Source organism: Microbacterium helvum (assembly GCF_014779795.1).
Taxonomy (GTDB): domain Bacteria; phylum Actinomycetota; class Actinomycetes; order Actinomycetales; family Microbacteriaceae; genus Microbacterium; species Microbacterium helvum.
The window spans coordinates 308,107-325,280 of the sequence record NZ_JACXZS010000002.1; the positions used below are offsets into that span (position 1 = coordinate 308,107).

Annotated in this window: 14 protein-coding genes; 3 read left to right on the forward strand and 11 right to left on the reverse strand. The window is 69.9% G+C overall.

Annotated elements, in window-relative coordinates; translation table 11 throughout:
- Positions 1–4: 4 nt before the first annotated feature.
- The 8 genes from IF188_RS04585 to IF188_RS04620 all read right to left on the reverse strand — a co-directional run bounded on the left by IF188_RS04585 (position 5) and on the right by IF188_RS04620 (position 9,286).
- Positions 5–883, reverse strand: coding sequence for a shikimate dehydrogenase family protein (locus IF188_RS04585; RefSeq protein WP_318152779.1), 879 nt, complete (start codon positions 881–883; stop codon positions 5–7).
- Positions 850–2,583, reverse strand: coding sequence for an endolytic transglycosylase MltG (gene mltG / locus IF188_RS04590; RefSeq protein WP_191170606.1), 1,734 nt, complete (start codon positions 2,581–2,583; stop codon positions 850–852). The genes IF188_RS04585 and mltG overlap by 34 nt, the downstream gene beginning before the upstream one ends.
- Entirely contained in the window at positions 2,583–3,050 is a 468-nt protein-coding gene (gene ruvX / locus IF188_RS04595) for a Holliday junction resolvase RuvX (protein ID WP_191170607.1), read from the reverse strand. The genes mltG and ruvX overlap by 1 nt, the downstream gene beginning before the upstream one ends.
- On the reverse strand, positions 3,047–5,704 hold the full coding sequence (alaS, locus tag IF188_RS04600; RefSeq protein ID WP_191170608.1) for an alanine--tRNA ligase: 2,658 nt from the start codon (positions 5,702–5,704) through the stop codon (positions 3,047–3,049). The genes ruvX and alaS overlap by 4 nt, the downstream gene beginning before the upstream one ends.
- Before the next feature lie 80 nt (positions 5,705–5,784).
- Positions 5,785–6,081: an ATPase gene (locus IF188_RS04605; RefSeq protein WP_191170609.1), complete on the reverse strand. Its 297-nt coding sequence runs from the start codon at positions 6,079–6,081 to the stop codon at positions 5,785–5,787.
- 105 nt (positions 6,082–6,186) lie between these two features.
- Entirely contained in the window at positions 6,187–6,816 is a 630-nt protein-coding gene (gene rpsD, locus IF188_RS04610; protein WP_018170803.1) for a 30S ribosomal protein S4, read from the reverse strand.
- 178 nt (positions 6,817–6,994) lie between these two features.
- Positions 6,995–7,894: a hypothetical protein gene (locus tag IF188_RS04615; protein WP_191170610.1), complete on the reverse strand. Its 900-nt coding sequence runs from the start codon at positions 7,892–7,894 to the stop codon at positions 6,995–6,997.
- A 93-nt stretch (positions 7,895–7,987) separates the two neighbouring features.
- A complete protein-coding gene (locus tag IF188_RS04620; RefSeq protein ID WP_224751487.1) occupies positions 7,988–9,286 on the reverse strand; it encodes a replication-associated recombination protein A in 1,299 nt (432 codons plus the stop codon).
- Positions 9,287–9,465: 179 nt separating this feature from the next.
- On the opposite strand from IF188_RS04620, the gene IF188_RS04625 reads away from it, so the two are divergent.
- The 3 genes from IF188_RS04625 (at position 9,466) to IF188_RS04635 (ending at position 12,096) form a co-directional block, all read left to right on the forward strand.
- Positions 9,466–9,768 (forward strand): dioxygenase, encoded by a 303-nt coding sequence (locus tag IF188_RS04625; RefSeq protein ID WP_191170612.1) that lies wholly within the window; start codon positions 9,466–9,468, stop codon positions 9,766–9,768.
- 110 nt (positions 9,769–9,878) lie between these two features.
- Complete coding sequence (locus IF188_RS04630) at positions 9,879–11,402, forward strand: DUF349 domain-containing protein (RefSeq protein WP_318152780.1); 1,524 nt, start codon at positions 9,879–9,881, stop codon at positions 11,400–11,402.
- A 124-nt stretch (positions 11,403–11,526) separates the two neighbouring features.
- Positions 11,527–12,096 carry a hypothetical protein gene (locus IF188_RS04635; RefSeq protein ID WP_191170613.1) on the forward strand — a complete coding sequence of 190 codons (570 nt, stop codon included), beginning with the start codon at positions 11,527–11,529 and terminating at the stop codon, positions 12,094–12,096.
- Here the strand turns inward: IF188_RS04635 and IF188_RS04640 are convergent.
- The 3 genes from IF188_RS04640 to secD form a co-directional block, all read right to left on the reverse strand.
- On the reverse strand, positions 12,075–14,324 hold the full coding sequence (locus IF188_RS04640) for a RelA/SpoT family protein (protein ID WP_191170614.1): 2,250 nt from the start codon (positions 14,322–14,324) through the stop codon (positions 12,075–12,077). The genes IF188_RS04635 and IF188_RS04640 overlap by 22 nt on opposite strands.
- 118 nt (positions 14,325–14,442) lie before the next feature.
- On the reverse strand, positions 14,443–15,435 hold the full coding sequence (gene secF / locus IF188_RS04645) for a protein translocase subunit SecF (protein WP_191170615.1): 993 nt from the start codon (positions 15,433–15,435) through the stop codon (positions 14,443–14,445).
- Positions 15,435–17,159: a protein translocase subunit SecD gene (secD, locus tag IF188_RS04650; protein WP_191170616.1), complete on the reverse strand. Its 1,725-nt coding sequence runs from the start codon at positions 17,157–17,159 to the stop codon at positions 15,435–15,437. Before secD ends, secF begins: the two co-directional genes overlap by 1 nt.
- Positions 17,160–17,174: the final 15 nt, after the last annotated feature.

Here is a 17,174-nt window from a genome sequence, read left to right on the forward strand (position 1 = left end):
CCGGTTACGCCGCCGCGGGCGTCTCGAGCGCGCGGCGCATCGCTTCGAGCACGTCCGTCTCGGCCTCGAGCGGCATGTCGGGGTCGCCGTGCTGGAAGATCCGGATCTGCAGCACGGCCTGGTGCAGCAGCATCCCGAGGCCCGACCGCGCAGCCCCGCCGATGCGGTCCCACGCCGCCGAAAGCGCCGTCGGCCAGTGTCCGTAGACGACATCGAGCAGCAGGCCGCCGGTCTGGGCGAGCGTGTCGGCAGCGGCATCCGCCACCGGCGCATCGCCGGGAAGCGTCGCGATCGTGAGGGGGACGTCGTGAGAGGGGGATGCCGCGAACGGCGCCGCGGTCACCTCGATGCCGAGGCGGGCGCCGAGCGCGGTGAGCGGCCGGACCGCCTCGGGACGACGCGCGACGACCTCGACGGCCTCGGCGCCCAGTTCGCCGAGGGCCACGAGGGCCGAGGTCGCCGTCGCGCCGGCACCGACGATCCGCGCGCGCGGCACCGAGGCGATGCCGTCATCCGCGAGGGCGCGCACGATCCCGCCGACATCGGTGTTGAAGCCGCGCGGGCCATCGGAGTGCAGCAGCAGCGTGTTGACGGCACCGGTCAGGTCGGCCCGGCGATCGCGGTTCGCCGCTGCGGCGAAGGCGACGCCCTTGAGGGGCATGGTGAGCGACAGGCCGCGCCACGAGTCGTCCAAGCCGGTGAGCTCGTGGGCGAACGACGCCTCGTCGACACGGCGTCGGCCATAGGTCCACTCGAGCCCCAGCACCTCATACGCCGCCGAGTGCAGCTGCGGCGAGCGGCTGTGCGCGATGGGGTCCCCCCACACGGCGAGCCGCGTCGCGTCCGGCGTCAGCACCCCGAATCCGGGTGTTCGGAGCACCACTGCTGCATCTGCTTCACGAACTTCAGGTGCTCGTTGTACGTGGTGGTGAACTCGGTCTGGCCGGAATCCATGTTCACGGTCACGAAGTACAGCCACGGGCCGTCGGCCGGATGCATCGCGGCATCGATGGCGACGTCGCCGGGATTGGCGATCGGGCCGACCGGAAGTCCTGTCACGTAGTACGTGTTCCACGGGTTGGGGTCGTTCTGCGCCTCGTCCGACGTGCTGGCGGTGCCGTCGTGCAGTTCGCCGAAGCCGTACTGCGCGGTCGAGTCCATCTGCAGCTTGCCGAAGGTCTCTTGGTTGTCCGGCAGAAGACGGTTCTCGATGACCCTCGAGACCTTGTAGAAGTCGTCCTCGAAGCGCGCCTCGCGCTGGATGATCGACGCGACGGTCAGCACGCGCTGGCGCTGGTCCGCAGGCACCCCCGCGGCATCCAGCGATTCGATCGTGCGGTTCACCAGCGTCTGGATCGCCGTCTGCGCAGTGACGCCCGGATCGAACGTGTACGTCGCCGGGAACAGCCAGCCCTCCAGCGGCTGCCCGCCCGCGGCGGCGATGGCAGGATTGACGGTGATGCCATAGGCGGCGGGGTCGGCTGCGGCGGCCTGCAGATCGGCCAGCGGGATGCCGGTGCCTTCAGCGATGCGTTCCAGCGTGCCGTCGACCGTGAAGCCCTCGGGGATCTGTGCCGTGTTCTCTTCGCGATTCGCGGAGTCCATCAGCGCGGCAAGCGCCGCCTCACTCGTCATCTGCTTCTGCAGCTTGTAGACGCCGGGCTGGAAGTTCGGGTTCTGCCCCGTCTTGATCAGGTAGTCGTAGAAGGCGTCGTCCGTCTTCGTGACTCCGGCCTCGTACAGCGCCGTCGAGATCGGCTGCCCCGTGTCGCCGGACGAGATCGTGATCGTCGCCTCGCCGTTGGCGAGCCCCGCCTCATAGTCCTTGGGCTCTTCCCAGCCCATGACCTCGCGGATCTTGTCCTCGTAGGTGTTCCACACGTACAGGCCGCCGGCTGTGATGCCGCCGAGGATGAGCAGCACGACCCCGAGCGCGATCCATCCGCCGATGCGGCGGCGCTTCTTGTTCTTGGGCGGTGGCACGTGTCCGATGTCGTCCGTCGAGGTCGAACCACTGAACAGATCATCGAGCGTCCCCGAAGCAGGGCGCTGCGCGGTCGGTTCTGGCGTCACGTCCGGCAGCGTCGCCGTCCGGGTCGCCGTGGCGGTCACCGTCGCGTTCGCGCCGGTGTTGCCACGACTGTAGGGCATCGCGGGCGCGGTGTCGCCTGAGAACAGCCAGGGGTCGGTCTCGGGCGTCGCGTCGACGTCGGTGCGGGTGGGGCGCGGCGCCCGCAGCGGGACGGGCTGGAAGCCGCTTCCCGGCACCGGCTCTGCGGGAGCCTCTTCGTGGATCGCGGCCACCGTCAGCTTGGTCGGCGCGACAGGCACCGCGGAGATGGGACCGCTCCCGACGACGGGCGTCGAACCGGTCACCAACGCGTCCCAGCTGGGAGCAGCGACAGCGGGAGGTGTGGATGCCGCCGGCATGGGCTGCGCGGAGGGCGCGGCGGATGCTGCCGGCACGCTGGGCGTTGTCGCCGCCGTGGGCGTCGCTCCTGTCGCCGCCGCTCGTGCCGCTGCCTCACGGGCGGCGCGACGCGACAGGGGTGCAGCTTCGCCGTCGGGCGATGAGTCGGGCATCAGGCGGGCTCCTGGGGGACGGGGATTCCGGGCGGGCGGCCGGTGCTCTTCTCGACATCGAGTGCCTGCTGGAGCAGCACCACCGCGGCGACCTGGTCAACGATGCTACGCGACGATCGCTGGGATCTGCCCGAACCACGCAGGGCCGCGTGCGCCGACACCGTCGACAGCCGCTCGTCGACCAGTCGCACGCCCAGTCCGGTCGCGGCCGCCAGGGCCGCCGCGAACTCGCGCGCGTCCTGCGTCGACGGCGTGTCCTCGCCGCGCAGATTCAGCGGCAGCCCGACGTAGAGTTCGAACGCCGAGTGCTCCTCGGCCAGCGCGGCGATGCGCGCCACCGAGGCGTCGTCGCGCGGCACGGTCTCGACCGGCGTCGCGAGCAGCCCGTCAGGGTCGCTCTTCGCGACGCCGACACGGGCCTTGCCCACGTCGATGCCGAGCCTGGCGCCGCGTCTGAAGCCGCTCACGCGCCGACGGCGTCCTTCACCGACGTCAGCGCGGTCGGCAGGGCCGCGGCATCCGCTCCCCCGCCCTGGGCGACGTCGTCGCGTCCGCCGCCGCCGCCGCCGAGCACTCCGGCCGCGGTCTTGGCGAGCACGCCCGCCTTGGCGCCGGCTGCGCGCGCGGCGTCGTTGGTCGCGACGATCACGATCGGACGATCGTTGACCACAGCACCGAGGGCCACCACGGCAGCGTCCGCACCGAGGCGCTCGCGCACCTGCAGCGCCAGCGAGCGCACGTCGTCGGCGGATGCTGCCGACCCGAGCGACTCGGCCACGACGAGCGTATCGCCGACACGGGTGGCGGCCGAAGTCAGCGCCGGCAGACGATCACCGAGGGCCTTCGCCTCGAACGCCGCGATCTTCTTCTCGGCGGCCTTGAGGTTCGCCTGCAGCTCGGCGATGCGCTGCGGCAGCTGCTCGCGCGGCGCCTTCAGCGACGAGGTCAGCTGCGACACGAGCGCGCGCTCGGCCGCGAGCGACCGGAAGGCGTCGAGACCCACCAGCGCCTCGACGCGGCGGTTGGACGCGCCGACCGACGACTCGCCGACCAGGTTGATGAGGCCGATCTCGGCGCTCGTCGACACGTGGGTGCCCGCGCACAGCTCGCGCGACCACGGACCGCCGATGTCGACCATCCGCACCGTGTCGCCGTACTTCTCGCCGAACAGCGCCATCGCGCCGAGGGACTTCGCCTCGTCCAGCGGCAGCACCCGGGTGGTCACCTCGAGGTTGTCGCGGACCGCGTTGTTGGCGATCTCTTCGATCTCGCTCTTCGTCTCGTCGGACAGCGCCTGGCCCCACGAGAAGTCGAAGCGCATGTACCCGGCACGGTTGAGTGACCCCGCCTGCGTGGCCGTCTTGCCGAGCGTGTCGCGCAGCGCGGCGTGCACCAGGTGCGTGGCGGAGTGCGCCTGACGGGCAGCGCGCCGGTTGGCGGCATCCACCACCGACGTCGCCGGCTGGCCGACGCCGACCTCGCCGGACGACACCTCGACGGTGTGGCTGATGAGGCCCGGCACGGGCTTCTGCACGTCGAGCACCTCGAGCTCGTAGCCGGGACCGACGATGACGCCCTTGTCGGCGACCTGACCGCCCGACTCCGCGTACAGCGCGGTCTCGGCGAGGATCACCTCGGCGATCTGACCCGTGGTGGCACGGTCGACCGACACGCCGTCGACGAGGATGCCGAGCACGCGCGACTCGGTCTCGAGGTCGGTGTATCCGGTGAATCCGGTCTCGCCCAGCGCGCGCAGATCGCGGTAGACGCTGGTGTCGGCGAGCTGGCGCTTGCGGGCGCGCGCGTCGGCCTTCGCGCGGGCGCGCTGCTCCTGCATGAGGGTGTCGAACGCGGCGCGGTCGACCGACAGGCCCGCCTCTTCGGCGATCTCGAGGGTGAGGTCGATCGGGAAGCCGTACGTGTCGTGCAGCAGGAATGCCTCGGCGCCGGCGATCGTGGTGCCGCCGGAGGACTTCGTCTCGACGAGCGACTCCTCGAGGATCGACTCCCCCGCCGCCAGCGTGCGCAGGAACGTCGCCTCTTCGGCCAGCGCGTACTGCGAGATACGGGCCCAGTCGGTCTCGACGACCGGGTACGCGCTCTTCATGGCGTCGCGGGATGCCGTGAACAGCACCTCGAACGTCGGCCCGTCGACGCCCAGCAGGCGCATCGAGCGGATCGCGCGGCGCATGAGACGGCGCAGGATGTAGCCGCGGCCGTCGTTGGATGGCGTGACCCCGTCCGACATCAGCATGAGCGACGAGCGCACGTGGTCTGCGACGACGCGGAACCGCACGTCGTCCTCGTGGTTCGCGCCGTACGTGCGGCCCGAGAGCTCCACGGCCTTGTCGAGGACCGGACGCACCTGGTCGGTCTCGTACATGTTGTCGACGCCCTGCTTGATGAACGCGATGCGCTCCAGGCCCATGCCGGTGTCGATGTTCTTGTTCGGCAGCTCGCCGACGATGTCGAAGTCGTACTTCGAGCGCACATTCGTGATCTCGTACTGCATGAACACGAGGTTCCAGATCTCGACGTAGCGGTCGTCGTCGGTGGCGGGACCCCCGTCGATGCCGTACGCGGGGCCACGGTCGAAGAAGATCTCCGAGCACGGCCCGGCGGGACCAGGGAGCCCGGTGCTCCAGTAGTTGGTGTCCTTGCCCAGGCGCTGGATGCGCTCGGCGGGCAGGTCCGTCAGCTGCAGCCAGAGGTCGTGCGCCTCGTCGTCCTCTTCGTAGACGGTGACCCACAGGTCCTTGGGGTCGAATCCGAGCCCGCCGTCCTCCTCCGGGCTGGTCAGCAGCTCCCACGCGTAGCGGATCGCGCCCTCTTTGAAGTAGTCGCCGAACGACCAGTTGCCGAGCATCTGGAAGAACGTGCCGTGACGGGGCGTCTTGCCGACCTCTTCGATGTCGTTGGTGCGGATGCACTTCTGGTTGTCGGCCGCGCGCGCGTAGGGGGCGGGCACATCGCCCGACAGGTACGGGATGAACGGGACCATCCCGGCCACCGTGAACAGCAGCGCGGGGTCATCGGTCACCAGCGACGCCGAGGGGACGATGGTGTGGCCGTTCTTCTCGAAGTAATCGAGGTAGCGCTGCGCGATCTCGGCGGTCTTCATGCGGGTCCTTGCTGTACGTGCGGATGCGTGTCGGGCGGCACGCCGACTCTCCGGCCCTGCCGGTGAGCGGTATGCGACGGTCAGTCGGTGAGCTTGTCGGCCGCGTTCTTCGCGGCGTCCGCGACGGCGTCGGCGGCGGTGGATGCCGCGTCCTTGGCGGTGCCGGCGGCCTCCGCCGCGGCGTCCCGCACGTCGTCGACGATGCCGGCGAAGCGGGCCTCCTGCTCGCGGTACGCGTCCCCGATGCGATCGGTGAACTCGGTGATGCGCGCGTCGACGTCGGCGAGGATCTCGTGCCCGCGCGGGTCTTTGTTCATGAAGTGAGCCACGACGAATCCTCCGGCGATGCCGAGCAGGAACCACACCAGGTTCTTCATGTCACCACTTCCTCGCGGGCCGCCGGGGCGCGGCATCCCTCCATCGTATGCGGAAACGACGAAGGGCGTCGGGTGACCCCGACGCCCTTCGCGTGTTCGCAGAACTCAGCGAGCTGCGTAGTACTCGACGACGAGCTGGACGTCGCAGACCACGGGGACCTCGGCGCGCTTGGGGCGGCGCACGAGACGGGCCTGGAGCTTGTCGAGCTCGACCTCGAGGTAGCCCGGAACCGGGGGCAGGACCTCGGCGTGACCGCCGAGAGCTGCGACCTGGAAGGGCTCGATGCCCTCGCTCTTGGCCTTGACGTGGATGAGCTGACCCGGCTTCACGCGGAACGACGGGCGGTCGACGAGCTGGCCGTCCACGAGGATGTGGCGGTGCACGACGAGCTGGCGCGCCTGCGCGGTGGTGCGGGCGAAGCCGGCGCGCAGCACGAGCGCGTCCAGACGCATCTCGAGCTGCTCGACGAGGTTCTCACCCGTCAGGCCCTGGGTGCGGCGGGCCTCGTTGAACTGGATGCGCAGCTGCTTCTCGCGGATGCCGTACTGCTCGCGCAGACGCTGCTTCTCGCGGAGGCGGACGGCGTAGTCGCTGTCCTGCTTGCGCTTGGTGCGGCCGTGCTCACCCGGAGCGTAGGGGCGCTTCTCGAGGTACTTGGCGGCCTTCGGGGTGAGGGCCACGCCGAGAGCGCGGGACAGACGGACCTTGCGGCGGTCCTGGGACTTCGTTGCCACGAAGTGTTCCTTTCGATGACGCTGCCGTGTCTTTCACGGCTCGCGGACGTATCGCCCTGTCTTCGCCCTGTCCGGACTGCACGCCGGGGCATGCCGGAAGGTAGGTGAAGAAGAGAGGGGATGCCCGAAAACTGCGTTTCGAGCCGCTCAAGCTTATCAGACGCGGGCTTTCACCCGATCAGCCCGCCGGAACGAGTGCCGACGAGACCTGGACGATGCCGGGGCCGTACCGGTCGTCGAAGCCGGTCTGGAGCGTCCCGTCGTCATGGATGACGGTGACGCTCACGGATCCGGCCGTGCCGTTCGGACCGATCGACAGCACGCCGTCGGTCGACTCCATGATCTCGTCCTGGATGTTCTGCAGTTCGCCGGCGGTGCGCTCGGCGCGGGTGACGCAGAGCATCCCGCCCCACACCTCGCGCAGATCCGCCTCCGCCGCGGCGGGGTCGCCGGTCACGCGCACGTTCACGATCGAGAGCCGCGGGTCGTTCATCGTCTGCTCAGGATCGTCCGGCGTGCTCGTGCCGGACGCCGGATTCGGTGACTGATCCAGCCACGCGGCCGCATAACCGGGCAGTCGCTGTGCGCGCTGGAAGACGGCATCCATCGACTCCGGGGTCGCCTTCGCCTCGTCGATCACGCGCCAGCCCCCGAAGGGTTCAGGGCACGGTGACGAGAAGTCGGGCATCGTGGCCTGCGGAGACTCGGCATCGGAGCCGGGGATGACGTCCGTCGCGGTGAAGCTGTCGGCGTCGGCATCGTAGGTGCCGGTGACGAGGAAGCTCCCCCAGCGGACGCCGTCCGACTCTTCGTAGTCGCCCTCGTGCTCTGCCCAGTCCCAATCGACCAGCGACGGGCCGCCGCACTGCGGTGGCAGGGAGTCCAGGACGCCCCCGAGGCACAGCTCCGCTCCGTCGCCGTCATCCAGCACCGTGACCGGGTAGCTCGTGGTGAGCAGGCCGGGATCGTCAGCGGTGGGTGCGGTCGCGAGGTGTCCCGTGGCGCAGGCGCTGAGCAGCAGCGTGCCCGAGGCGAGCACGACGAGCAGCGGGAGCACATGCTGACGTCGATCGCGCATCGCCCCGCCCTTCGGTTCCGTCATCCCGTGTGCGTCGACGGTGGGCTGATTGTCTCATGACCTCGGAGAGCCCGGATCACGATTCGGTGACGATCATTCGCCGCCGAGCATGCGGCGGATCTTCTCCAGTCGTGTCTGAACGTCGCGCTCGGCGCCGAGCGCCTTCGGCTCGTAGTAGCGACGACCCCGGAGCTCGTCGGGCAGGTACTGCTGCGGCGCGATCCCGATCTCAGAGTCGTGCGGATACACGTACCCCTTGCCGTGGCCGAGGCGTTTGGCGCCGGGGTAATGCGCGTCGCGCAGATGCACCGGCACGCGCCCGAAACCGCCAGCGCGCACGTCGGCGATGGCCGCATCGATGGCGAGGTAGGCGGCGTTCGACTTCGCCGTGGTGGCGAGGTAGGCGGTGGCCTCGGCGAGCGGGATGCGGCCCTCGGGCATGCCGATGAACTGCACCGCGTCGGCTGCCGCGACCGCGATGGGCAGCGCCTGCGGGTCGGCCAGGCCGATGTCTTCGGCGGCCGAGATGATGAGCCGGCGCGCGATGAACCGCGGGTCCTCGCCCGCCTCGATCATGCGAGCGAGGTAGTGCATCGCCGCGTCGACATCCGAGCCTCGGATCGACTTGATGAACGCGCTGATGACGTCGTAGTGCTCGTCGCCCTGCCGGTCGTACCGCAGCAGCGCGCGGTCGACGGCCTGCGCCACCTGGTCGGCGGTGATCTCGGGGACCGCTGTTTCTTCGTCGGCCTCCTCGTCCGGTTCCTCGGGGATCGCGAGGGATGCCGCCGCCTCGAGCGCTGTGAGGGCCCGGCGCGCGTCGCCCGAGGCCAGCCGCACGAGCGCGTCGCGGGCGTCGTCGCCGAGCCGGACAGCCCCAGCCAGCCCGCGCGCATCGGATACCGCGCGGTCGAGCAGCATCGCGAGGTCGGCATCGGTCAGCGGCTTGAGCGTCAGCAGCAGCGAACGCGACAGCAGCGGCGAGATCACGGAGAACGACGGGTTCTCGGTGGTCGCCGCGATCAGCACGACCCACCCGTTCTCGACGCCCGGGAGCAGTGCGTCCTGCTGCGCTTTGGTGAACCGGTGGATCTCATCGAGGAAGAGGATCGTGGACTGGCCGTACAGATCGCGCTGCGTGAGCGCCTCTTGCATGACCTCGCGGACGTCGCGGACGCCGGCCGTCACCGCCGACAGCTCGACGAAACGCCGACCCGACGAGCGCGCGATCGCCTGGGCGAGCGTCGTCTTGCCGGTCCCGGGAGGACCCCACAGGATGACGGACGTCGCAGCTCGGGCAGCGGCATCCGGATTCGCCAGCGTCACCAATGGCGACCCCGAGCGCAGGAGGTGCGACTGGCCCGCCACCTCGTCGAGCGACGACGGGCGCATCCGCACGGCCAGCGGCGTCAGCCCCTGGAAGAGCGCGGTCGGCGAAGTCACGCTCCCAGGCTATCCCGGGGGCACGACAGCGGCTCCGGCGCGTTTTGGCCGCCGCGCCGGCGGGCCTTAGGATCAACCCGCCCCGGGCCTATGTGCCTGAGCGCGCCCGAGACGACAGAGGAGGCCCTGTGGCCGGCGGTAAGGACAAAGACGCACGTGCCGCGCGTGAGCGGGCGCGGACCTATCAGGCCCGCCGTCAGTTCCACGACGACCAGGCTCGCCGCCGTACGCGCGACAACCTGATCGCGGGCATCGCCGGCGGCATCCTCGTGCTCGGCATCGTGGGCATCCAGACGGCGTACTTCGTCGCCGGACCCGGCGCTCCCGCCCCTGAGCCGACCTCGACGTCCACGCCCACGCCGACCCCCGCTCCGAGCGACGCGCCGACCCCTGCCCCGAGCACGAGCGCGACTCCGACGCCCACGCCCTGATCGTCGCGTGCGACGTCGCCCGCAACAGCACCGGGATGCGGCATCCGCCGTACTAGGCTGTGAGCCGTCCTACTCCCACAGACGGCGCAAGCCGCGATGAGGTGCATCCCGTGACTGCTGCAGCAGACCCCCAGCCCGAGACCGACGCCGAACTCCCCGAGAGCGGCGACAACGACACCGCGTCGTCCCCCGCCGAGAATCCCGTCGCAGACGGCGCCGTCGCCGACGCGGCTGCCGAGGAGGATGCCGCCGCCGACGCGCCCGCGGAGCCCGCCGAGGCCGAAGCCGGTGAGCCCGAGGTCGTGGAAGTCGTCGAAGTCGTCGAGATCACCGAAGACGCCGAGGGCGAGGTCGTCGCCGTCGAGGTGACGGAGATCGTCGTCGAGGAGTCAGCGCCGCAGACCGGCGACGACGAGCCGTGGGGCCGCGTCGACGACGACGGCACCGTGTCGGTCCGAGAGGCGGGCGGCTGGCGCGTCGTGGGTCAGTACCCCGACGGATCGCCCGAAGAGGCGCTCGCCTACTTCGAGCGCAAGTACGCCGACCTCGCGAGCGAGGTGACGCTGCTCGAAGTGCGCCACCGCCGCGGCGGAGCATCGGCCTCCGACCTGCGCTCGACCGCGCGCACCATCAACGGCAAGCTCGTCGACGCGGCCGCGGTGGGCGACCTCGCCAGCCTGGTCGCCCGCGTCGCGGCCCTCACCGAGGCGCTCGCGGCGCAGAGCGAGACCGAGGCCGTCGCCGCCCGCGAAGCCGTCGACGATGCCGTCAAGGCCCGCACCGAGCTCGTCGAGAAGGCCGAGGCCCTCGCCGCCCGCGACCCGCGCACGGTGCAGTGGAAGCAGGCGACCGCCGAGATCAACGGACTGTTCGACCAGTGGCAGTCGCAGCAGCAGAACGGCCCGCGTCTGCCCAAGTCGACGGCCCAGCAGCTGTGGAAGCGATTCCGCGATGCGCGTGCCACGGTCGACAAGCACCGCCGTGCGTTCTACGCCGAGCTCGACGAGGCGCACAAGGGCGTCCGCGACCGCAAGACCCGGCTGGTCGAGAGGGCCGAGGCCCTCGCACCCAAGGGTGAGGACGGCATTCCGGCGTACCGCGACCTGCTCGACGAGTGGAAGACGGCCGGCCGCGCCGGCAAGAAGGTCGACGACGCGCTCTGGGCGCGGTTCAAGGCCGCCGGCGACGCCCTGTACGGTGCACGGGTCGAGCGCGAGGCCGCCGACGCCGAGGCATCGCGCGAGAAGATCGAGGCCAAGCGTGCACTGCTCGACGAAGCCAAGGCCGTCGGCGACGAGCGAGACATCGCGAAGGCCCGCTCGATCCTGACCGCCATCCAGCGCCAGTGGGACGAGATCGGCCGCATCTTCCCGCGCGACGCCGAGCGTTCGCTCGACGACGAGCTGCGTCGCATCGAGAACGCCCTGCGCACGCGCGAGGACGCGGACTGGAAGCGCAACGACCCCGAGCAGAAGGCTCGTGCCAACGACATGACGCGTCAGCTCACCGACGCGATCCAGAAGCTCGAGGACGAACTCGCGGCCGCGGAGAAGTCCGGCGACAAGAAGGCCATCGCGCAGGCGTCCGACGCGCTCGAGGCGCGCAAGTCGTGGCTGAAGGCGCTCGGCGGCTGAGTCGTCCGCACGACAGCTGTGAGGGCCTCCGGCCGGCATCATGCCGGCCGGAGGCCCTTCCGGTTGTCCACAGGCACCGGCCGGCAGCATCCCTTCGTCGGCCGGTCTGGGGCACACTTCACGCATGCCTTCGCCGTTCCTGTACTTCGCCGACGACCGGCTGTCGCGCGCCGAGCTGACGGCCGCCTGTCTGGACGGCGACCTCGTCGAACTGGGTGACGCCTACATTCCGGCGGATGCCGTGGAGACCCCCGCGCTGCGCGCCGGATCGCTCGCGCGCGTGCTCGGCGACGCGCTGGCGGCGACGCACCTGTCGGCGGCGTGGATCCACGGGGGACTCCCCCAGCCGCCGGCCCGGCACACGGTGCAGCGTGCGGTGACGCGGCGTCTGCACGTCGTGCCCGACCGCCACGTCCTCTACCGTGACACCGCCGTGCCGGACGAGGACCTCGAACTGCTCGGCGGCATCCGCGTGACGACCTCGGTGCGCACCCTGATCGACCTCACCAGGATCGACGATGCCACACACGCCCGGGCTGCGCGCCTGCTGGCCGCCGTCCGGCCCGCCGCCGTGGCCCCGGCGATCGCGCGGCTGGAGCACGGCACCCTGCCGTACAAGCGACCGGCCCTCGCGCTGCTCGAAGAGATCGCCGCAGCGCCGGCGAGGGCTGATCAGGACGAGGTGACGCGGTAGACGTCGTAGACGGCGTCGATGCGTCGAACCGCGTTGAGGACCCGGTCCAGGTGGACGATGTCGCCCATCTCGAAGACGAACCGGCTGAGCGCCAGGCGGTCGTTGGTCGTCGACACCGTCGCCGACAGGATGTTCACGTGGTGCTCGCTGAGCACCCGGGTGACGTCGCTCAGCAGTCCAGAGCGGTCGAGCGCCTCGACCTGGATCTGCACGAGGAACACGCTCTTGGTCGTGGGCGCCCATTCGACGTCGATGATCCGGTCCGGATCCTCCATCAGCGAGGCGACGTTCGTGCAGTCGGCGCGGTGAACCGACACGCCGCTGCCCCGGGTCACGAAGCCGACGATCTGATCGCCGGGTACGGGCGTGCAGCACTTGGCGAGCTTGACCAGGATGTCGGGCGCACCACGCACGAGCACGCCGGAGTCGCCGCCGCGAGGCGCGCGGGACCGTCCCACCGGCGGAAGGTCGATGGGACCGGTCGCGGTGTCGTTGGCGGCGACGAGCGCGGTGACCTTCTCGATCACCGACTGCGTCGACACGTGCCCTTCGCCGACCGCCGCGTACAGCGCCGAGACGTCCTCATAGCGCAGCTGGTGCGCGACCTCCGAGAAGGAGTCCTGGCTCATCAGACGCTGCAGCGGGAGGTTCTGCCGCCGCATCGCGCGGGCGATCGACTCCTTGCCCTGCTCGATCGCCTCTTCGCGCCGCTCCTTGGTGAACCAGCCGCGGATCTTGTTGCGGGCACGGGTGCTCTTGACGAAGCCGAGCCAGTCCTGGCTCGGCCCCGCGTCGGGGTTCTTCGACGTGAAGACCTCGACCACATCGCCGCTCTTGAGCTCCGACTCCAGCGGCACGAGGCGTCCGTTCACCTTCGCGCCCATCGTGCGGTGGCCGACCTCGGTGTGGACGGCATACGCGAAGTCCACCGGAGTGGCGCCCGCGGGCAGGCCGATGACACGCCCCTTCGGTGTGAAGACGTAGACCTCTTTCGCGCCGATCTCGAAGCGGAGCGAGTCGAGGAACTCCCCCGGGTCGGCGGTCTCGGCCTGCCAGTCCGAGATGTGCGCGAGCCACGCCATATCGGTGTCGACGGACTTGGAGTCCGTCTTGCCGCCGTTCATCCGCTCCTTGTACTTCCAATGCGCCGCGACGCCGTACTCGGCCTGCTGGTGCATCTCGTGGGTGCGGATCTGGATCTCGACGGTGCGGCCGCCGGGCCCGATGACGGTGGTGTGCAGCGACTGGTACAGGTTGAACTTCGGGGTGGCGATGTAGTCCTTGAACCGCCCCGGCAGCGGCGTCCAGCGGGCGTGGATGGCGCCGAGCACGGCGTAGCAGTCGCGGACGCTGCCGACGAGCACGCGGATGCCGATCAGATCGTAGATGTCGTCGAACTCGCGGCCGCGCACCACCATCTTCTGGTACACGGAGTACAGCTGCTTGGGACGCCCCATCACGCGGCCGCGGATGCGCAGTTCGCGCAGATCGCTGTCGACGGCGTCGATGACGTTCTGGACGTACTGCTCGCGCTGCGGCGTGCGCTGCTTCACGAGGCTGTCGATCTCGGCATACAGCTTCGGCTGCAGCACGGCGAACGACAGGTCCTCCAGCTCGGACTTGATCGCCTGGATGCCGAGGCGGTGCGCGAGCGGGGCGTAGATCTCGAGGGTCTCCGTCGCCTTCTTGCGCGCCTTCTCCGGCGGGACGAAGCCCCACGTGCGCGCGTTGTGCAGGCGGTCGGCCAGCTTGATGAGCAGGACGCGGATGTCGCGCGACATCGCGACGATCATCTTGCGAACCGTCTCGGCCTGCGCGCTCTCGCCGTACTTGACCTTGTCGAGCTTCGTGACGCCGTCGACCAGCATCGCGACCTCGTCGCCGAACTCGGCGGTGAGCGTCTCGAGTGCGTAGTCGGTGTCTTCGACGGTGTCGTGCAGCAGCGCCGCGGCGATCGCCCGGGGACCGAGGCCCAGGTCGGCGAGGATCTGCGCGACCGCGAGCGGATGTGTGATGTACGGCTCGCCGCTCTGCCGCGCCTGGCCGGAATGCGCCCGCTCGGCCACCGAGTAGGCGCGCTCGATGATCGACAGGTCGCCCTTGGGGTGGTGCGTGCGCACCGTGCGCAGCAGCTGCTCGACGTCGTCACGTCGCGCCGATCGCGAGAAGATGCGCGGCACCAGACGGCGCAGCGAGGACGATTGGGCGGGCGGGATGGTCTCGGTCACGCGAACCCCTCCCTCCGGCGAATCCCACAATCCTACGCCCGCGGCACGGTCCCTCCGGTCCGCACGGCTGCCGCGGCCGCTCGCACCTGGGCCGGGATGAGCCGGCCCAGGTGCGGCGTCACGCCGGGATGCGTGCGAGCGCGCGCGCGTCGAGCACGCGCTGGTCGCGCGTCTTGATCGCCGGCTCGTTCTCGCGCAGCAGCGAATACAGCGGCGACGCGACGAAGAGGGTCGAGTACGCGGCCACGATGGTGCCCACGAAGATCGCCAGCGACAGATCGGTGAGGGTCTGCGCGCCGACCCAGACCAGGCCGATGAACAGGATGGCACCGGTCGGGAGGATCGCGACGACAGTCGTGTTGATCGACCGGACGAGGGTCTGGTTGACGGCGAGGTTGACCGACTCGCCGAACGTCCTGCCCGACACTTCGCCGTCTTCGCTCGTGTTCTCGCGGATCTTGTCGAACACGACGGTCGTGTCGTACAGCGCGTACGACAGGATCGTGAGGAATCCGATCACGGCGGCGGGCGAGATCTCGAAGCCGAACAGCGCGTACACGCCGATCGTGATCACGAGCACGTCCACCAGTCCGATGATCGCCGAGACCGACATCTTCCACGTGCGGAAGTACAGCGCGAGGATCAGGAAGGTCAGCGCGAGGAAGATCGCGAGACCCCACAGCGACTGGCGCGTGACGTCGGCACCCCAGCTCGGGCCGATGAACGAGGCGCTGACCTCGCTCTCCGGCACGTCGTACGCCTCGGCCAGCGCTGCCGTCACCTCACGGCTCTGGGCGTCGGTGAGCTGGTCGGTCTGCACCCGGACCGCGGTGTCGCCCACCGTCGCGACCTTGGTCGTCGCATCGGGCACGACCGAGTGCACGGCCTCGGTGGCCGTGATCTGATCGATGGGCGCTTCCAGGCCGGTCACCGTGAACTGCGAACCGCCGGTGAACTCGATCGAGAACTGGATCGGGCGGAACAGCGGCACCAGGGCGGAGGCGATCACGAGGATCGCGGCGATGAGGAACCACAGCCGCCGGCGTCCGACGAAGGGGAACGAGGTCTTGCCGGAGTAGAGGTCGTTTCCGAGCTGGTTCATGGAGCGCATCACTCGTCTCCTTCCTTGACGGTCGTGACGGGTTTGGCGCCCTCGGCGGCGGCCTGCTCGGCCTGCTTGCGCTCGGCGATCGTCTGACGCCGCGCAGCCTCGCCGCGGGACTTGGCATTGCGGCGGCCGGCGGTGCCGGTCGTGAGCACCGGCTCGCGGAACTGCGCGCGTCCTCGATAGACGGCGCCGAGCGCGGTCGGGTCAAGTCCCGACAGCGGGTGTCCCGATCCGAAGAACCTCGTCCGCGCCAGCAGCTGCAGCACCGGGTGGGTGAACAGAATGAAGATCAACACGTCGATCGCGGTGGTGAGACCGAGAGTGAACGCGAAGCCCTTGACCGTGGCATCCGCGAGGATGTACAGCACGACGGCGGCCAGGATGTTGATGGACTTCGAGATGTAGATCGTCCGCTTGGCGCGGCCCCAGCCGTCCTCGACGGCCGCGGTGATGGACTTGCCGTCGCGGAGCTCGTCCCGGATGCGTTCGAAGTACACGATGAACGAGTCCGCCGTGAATCCGATCGTCACGATCAGGCCGGCGACGCCGGCGAGCGACAGGCGGAAGCCCATGCGCCACGCCAGGATGCAGAGGGTGAGGTAGGTCAGGACCGCCATCACCACGAGCGAGGCGATGATGATGAAGCCGAGCGCGCGGTAGACGATGAGCGAGTACAGCGCGACGAGGGCCAGACCGATGAGACCCGCGATGAGGCCGATCATCAGCTGCTGCGAGCCGAGCGTGGCCGAGATCGAGTCCGAGCTCACGACCGTGAAGCTCAGCGGCAGGGCGCCGTACTTGAGCTGGTCGGCCAGCACCTTCGCGCTCTCCTGCGTGAAGTTGCCCGTGATGCTCGGCTTGCCGTCGAGGATCTGGGCGTTCATCGACGGGGCGGAGAGCACGTAGCCGTCGAGCACGAACGCGAACTGGTTCAGCGGCGCGTCGGCGCCGTACAGGCGCTTGCTGATCTCGCCGAAGGTCTTGGTGCCGTCGGCGTCGAACTGCAGGTTGACGGCCCACTGGTTGTTGTTCGTCTGCAGGCCGAAGGTGGCGTCGTCGATCGACGAGCCGTCGAGCTCGACGGGGCCGAGGATGTACTTGACCGATCCGTCCGCCTCACACGTGATGAGCGGTTCGTCCTTGGGCTCGTTCGCGGGATCGTTGGCGGGATCGGAGCAGTCGTAGGCCTGGAACTCGGCGAAGAGCGCGGGCGTGATCCAGGCCGGGTCGCTGCCGTTGGTCGGCGACGAGGTGGGCGTGGACTGCAGCGTCGGATCGGGCGTCGGGTACGGCGTCGCGTTCCCGTCGTCGCCGACGAAGGTGTTGGCGGGGGCTCCGGTGTAGAGCACCGCCCGCAGCTGCAGCTGCGCGGAGGCCTCGATGCGGTTGCGCGTCTCCTCGTCGGCCTGGCCGGGGATCTGCACGACGATCTGGTTGCCGGACTGCGTCGTCACGTCCGCCTCGCCGACGCCCGAGGCGTCGACGCGCTGGCGGATGATCGTGACCGCCTGCTGCATCTGCTCGGTCGACGGGTCGGCGCCGTTCTCGGTCTGCGCCTCGAGGACGATCTGCGTGCCGCCCTGGAGGTCGAGCGCGAGCGACGGGAGCCAGGAGCTCTTGCCGAAGGCGTACACGCCGAGCGCGTTGATGCCGACGAGGATCGCCACGATGGCGAGAAGGCCGGTCAGCGCGCGCCACGCATGCCGGACGGGAGTGGATGTCGCCACGTCTTCGCTTTCTGG

Bases quoted from the DNA above. Each gene is read 5' to 3' on its own strand.
- IF188_RS04605 (WP_191170609.1), bottom strand. From the start codon at position 6,081: ATGAAGAACCTGGTGTGGTTCCTGCTCGGCATCGCCGGAGGATTCGTC.
- secF (WP_191170615.1), bottom strand. From the start codon at position 15,435: ATGCGCTCCATGAACCAGCTCGGAAACGACCTCTACTCCGGCAAGACC.
- IF188_RS04635 (WP_191170613.1), top strand. From the start codon at position 11,527: ATGCCTTCGCCGTTCCTGTACTTCGCCGACGACCGGCTGTCGCGCGCC.
- alaS (WP_191170608.1), bottom strand. From the start codon at position 5,704: ATGAAGACCGCCGAGATCGCGCAGCGCTACCTCGATTACTTCGAGAAG.
- IF188_RS04615 (WP_191170610.1), bottom strand. From the start codon at position 7,894: ATGCGCGATCGACGTCAGCATGTGCTCCCGCTGCTCGTCGTGCTCGCC.
- IF188_RS04620 (WP_224751487.1), bottom strand. From the start codon at position 9,286: ATGCGCCCGTCGTCGCTCGACGAGGTGGCGGGCCAGTCGCACCTCCTG.
- mltG (WP_191170606.1), bottom strand. From the start codon at position 2,583: ATGCCCGACTCATCGCCCGACGGCGAAGCTGCACCCCTGTCGCGTCGC.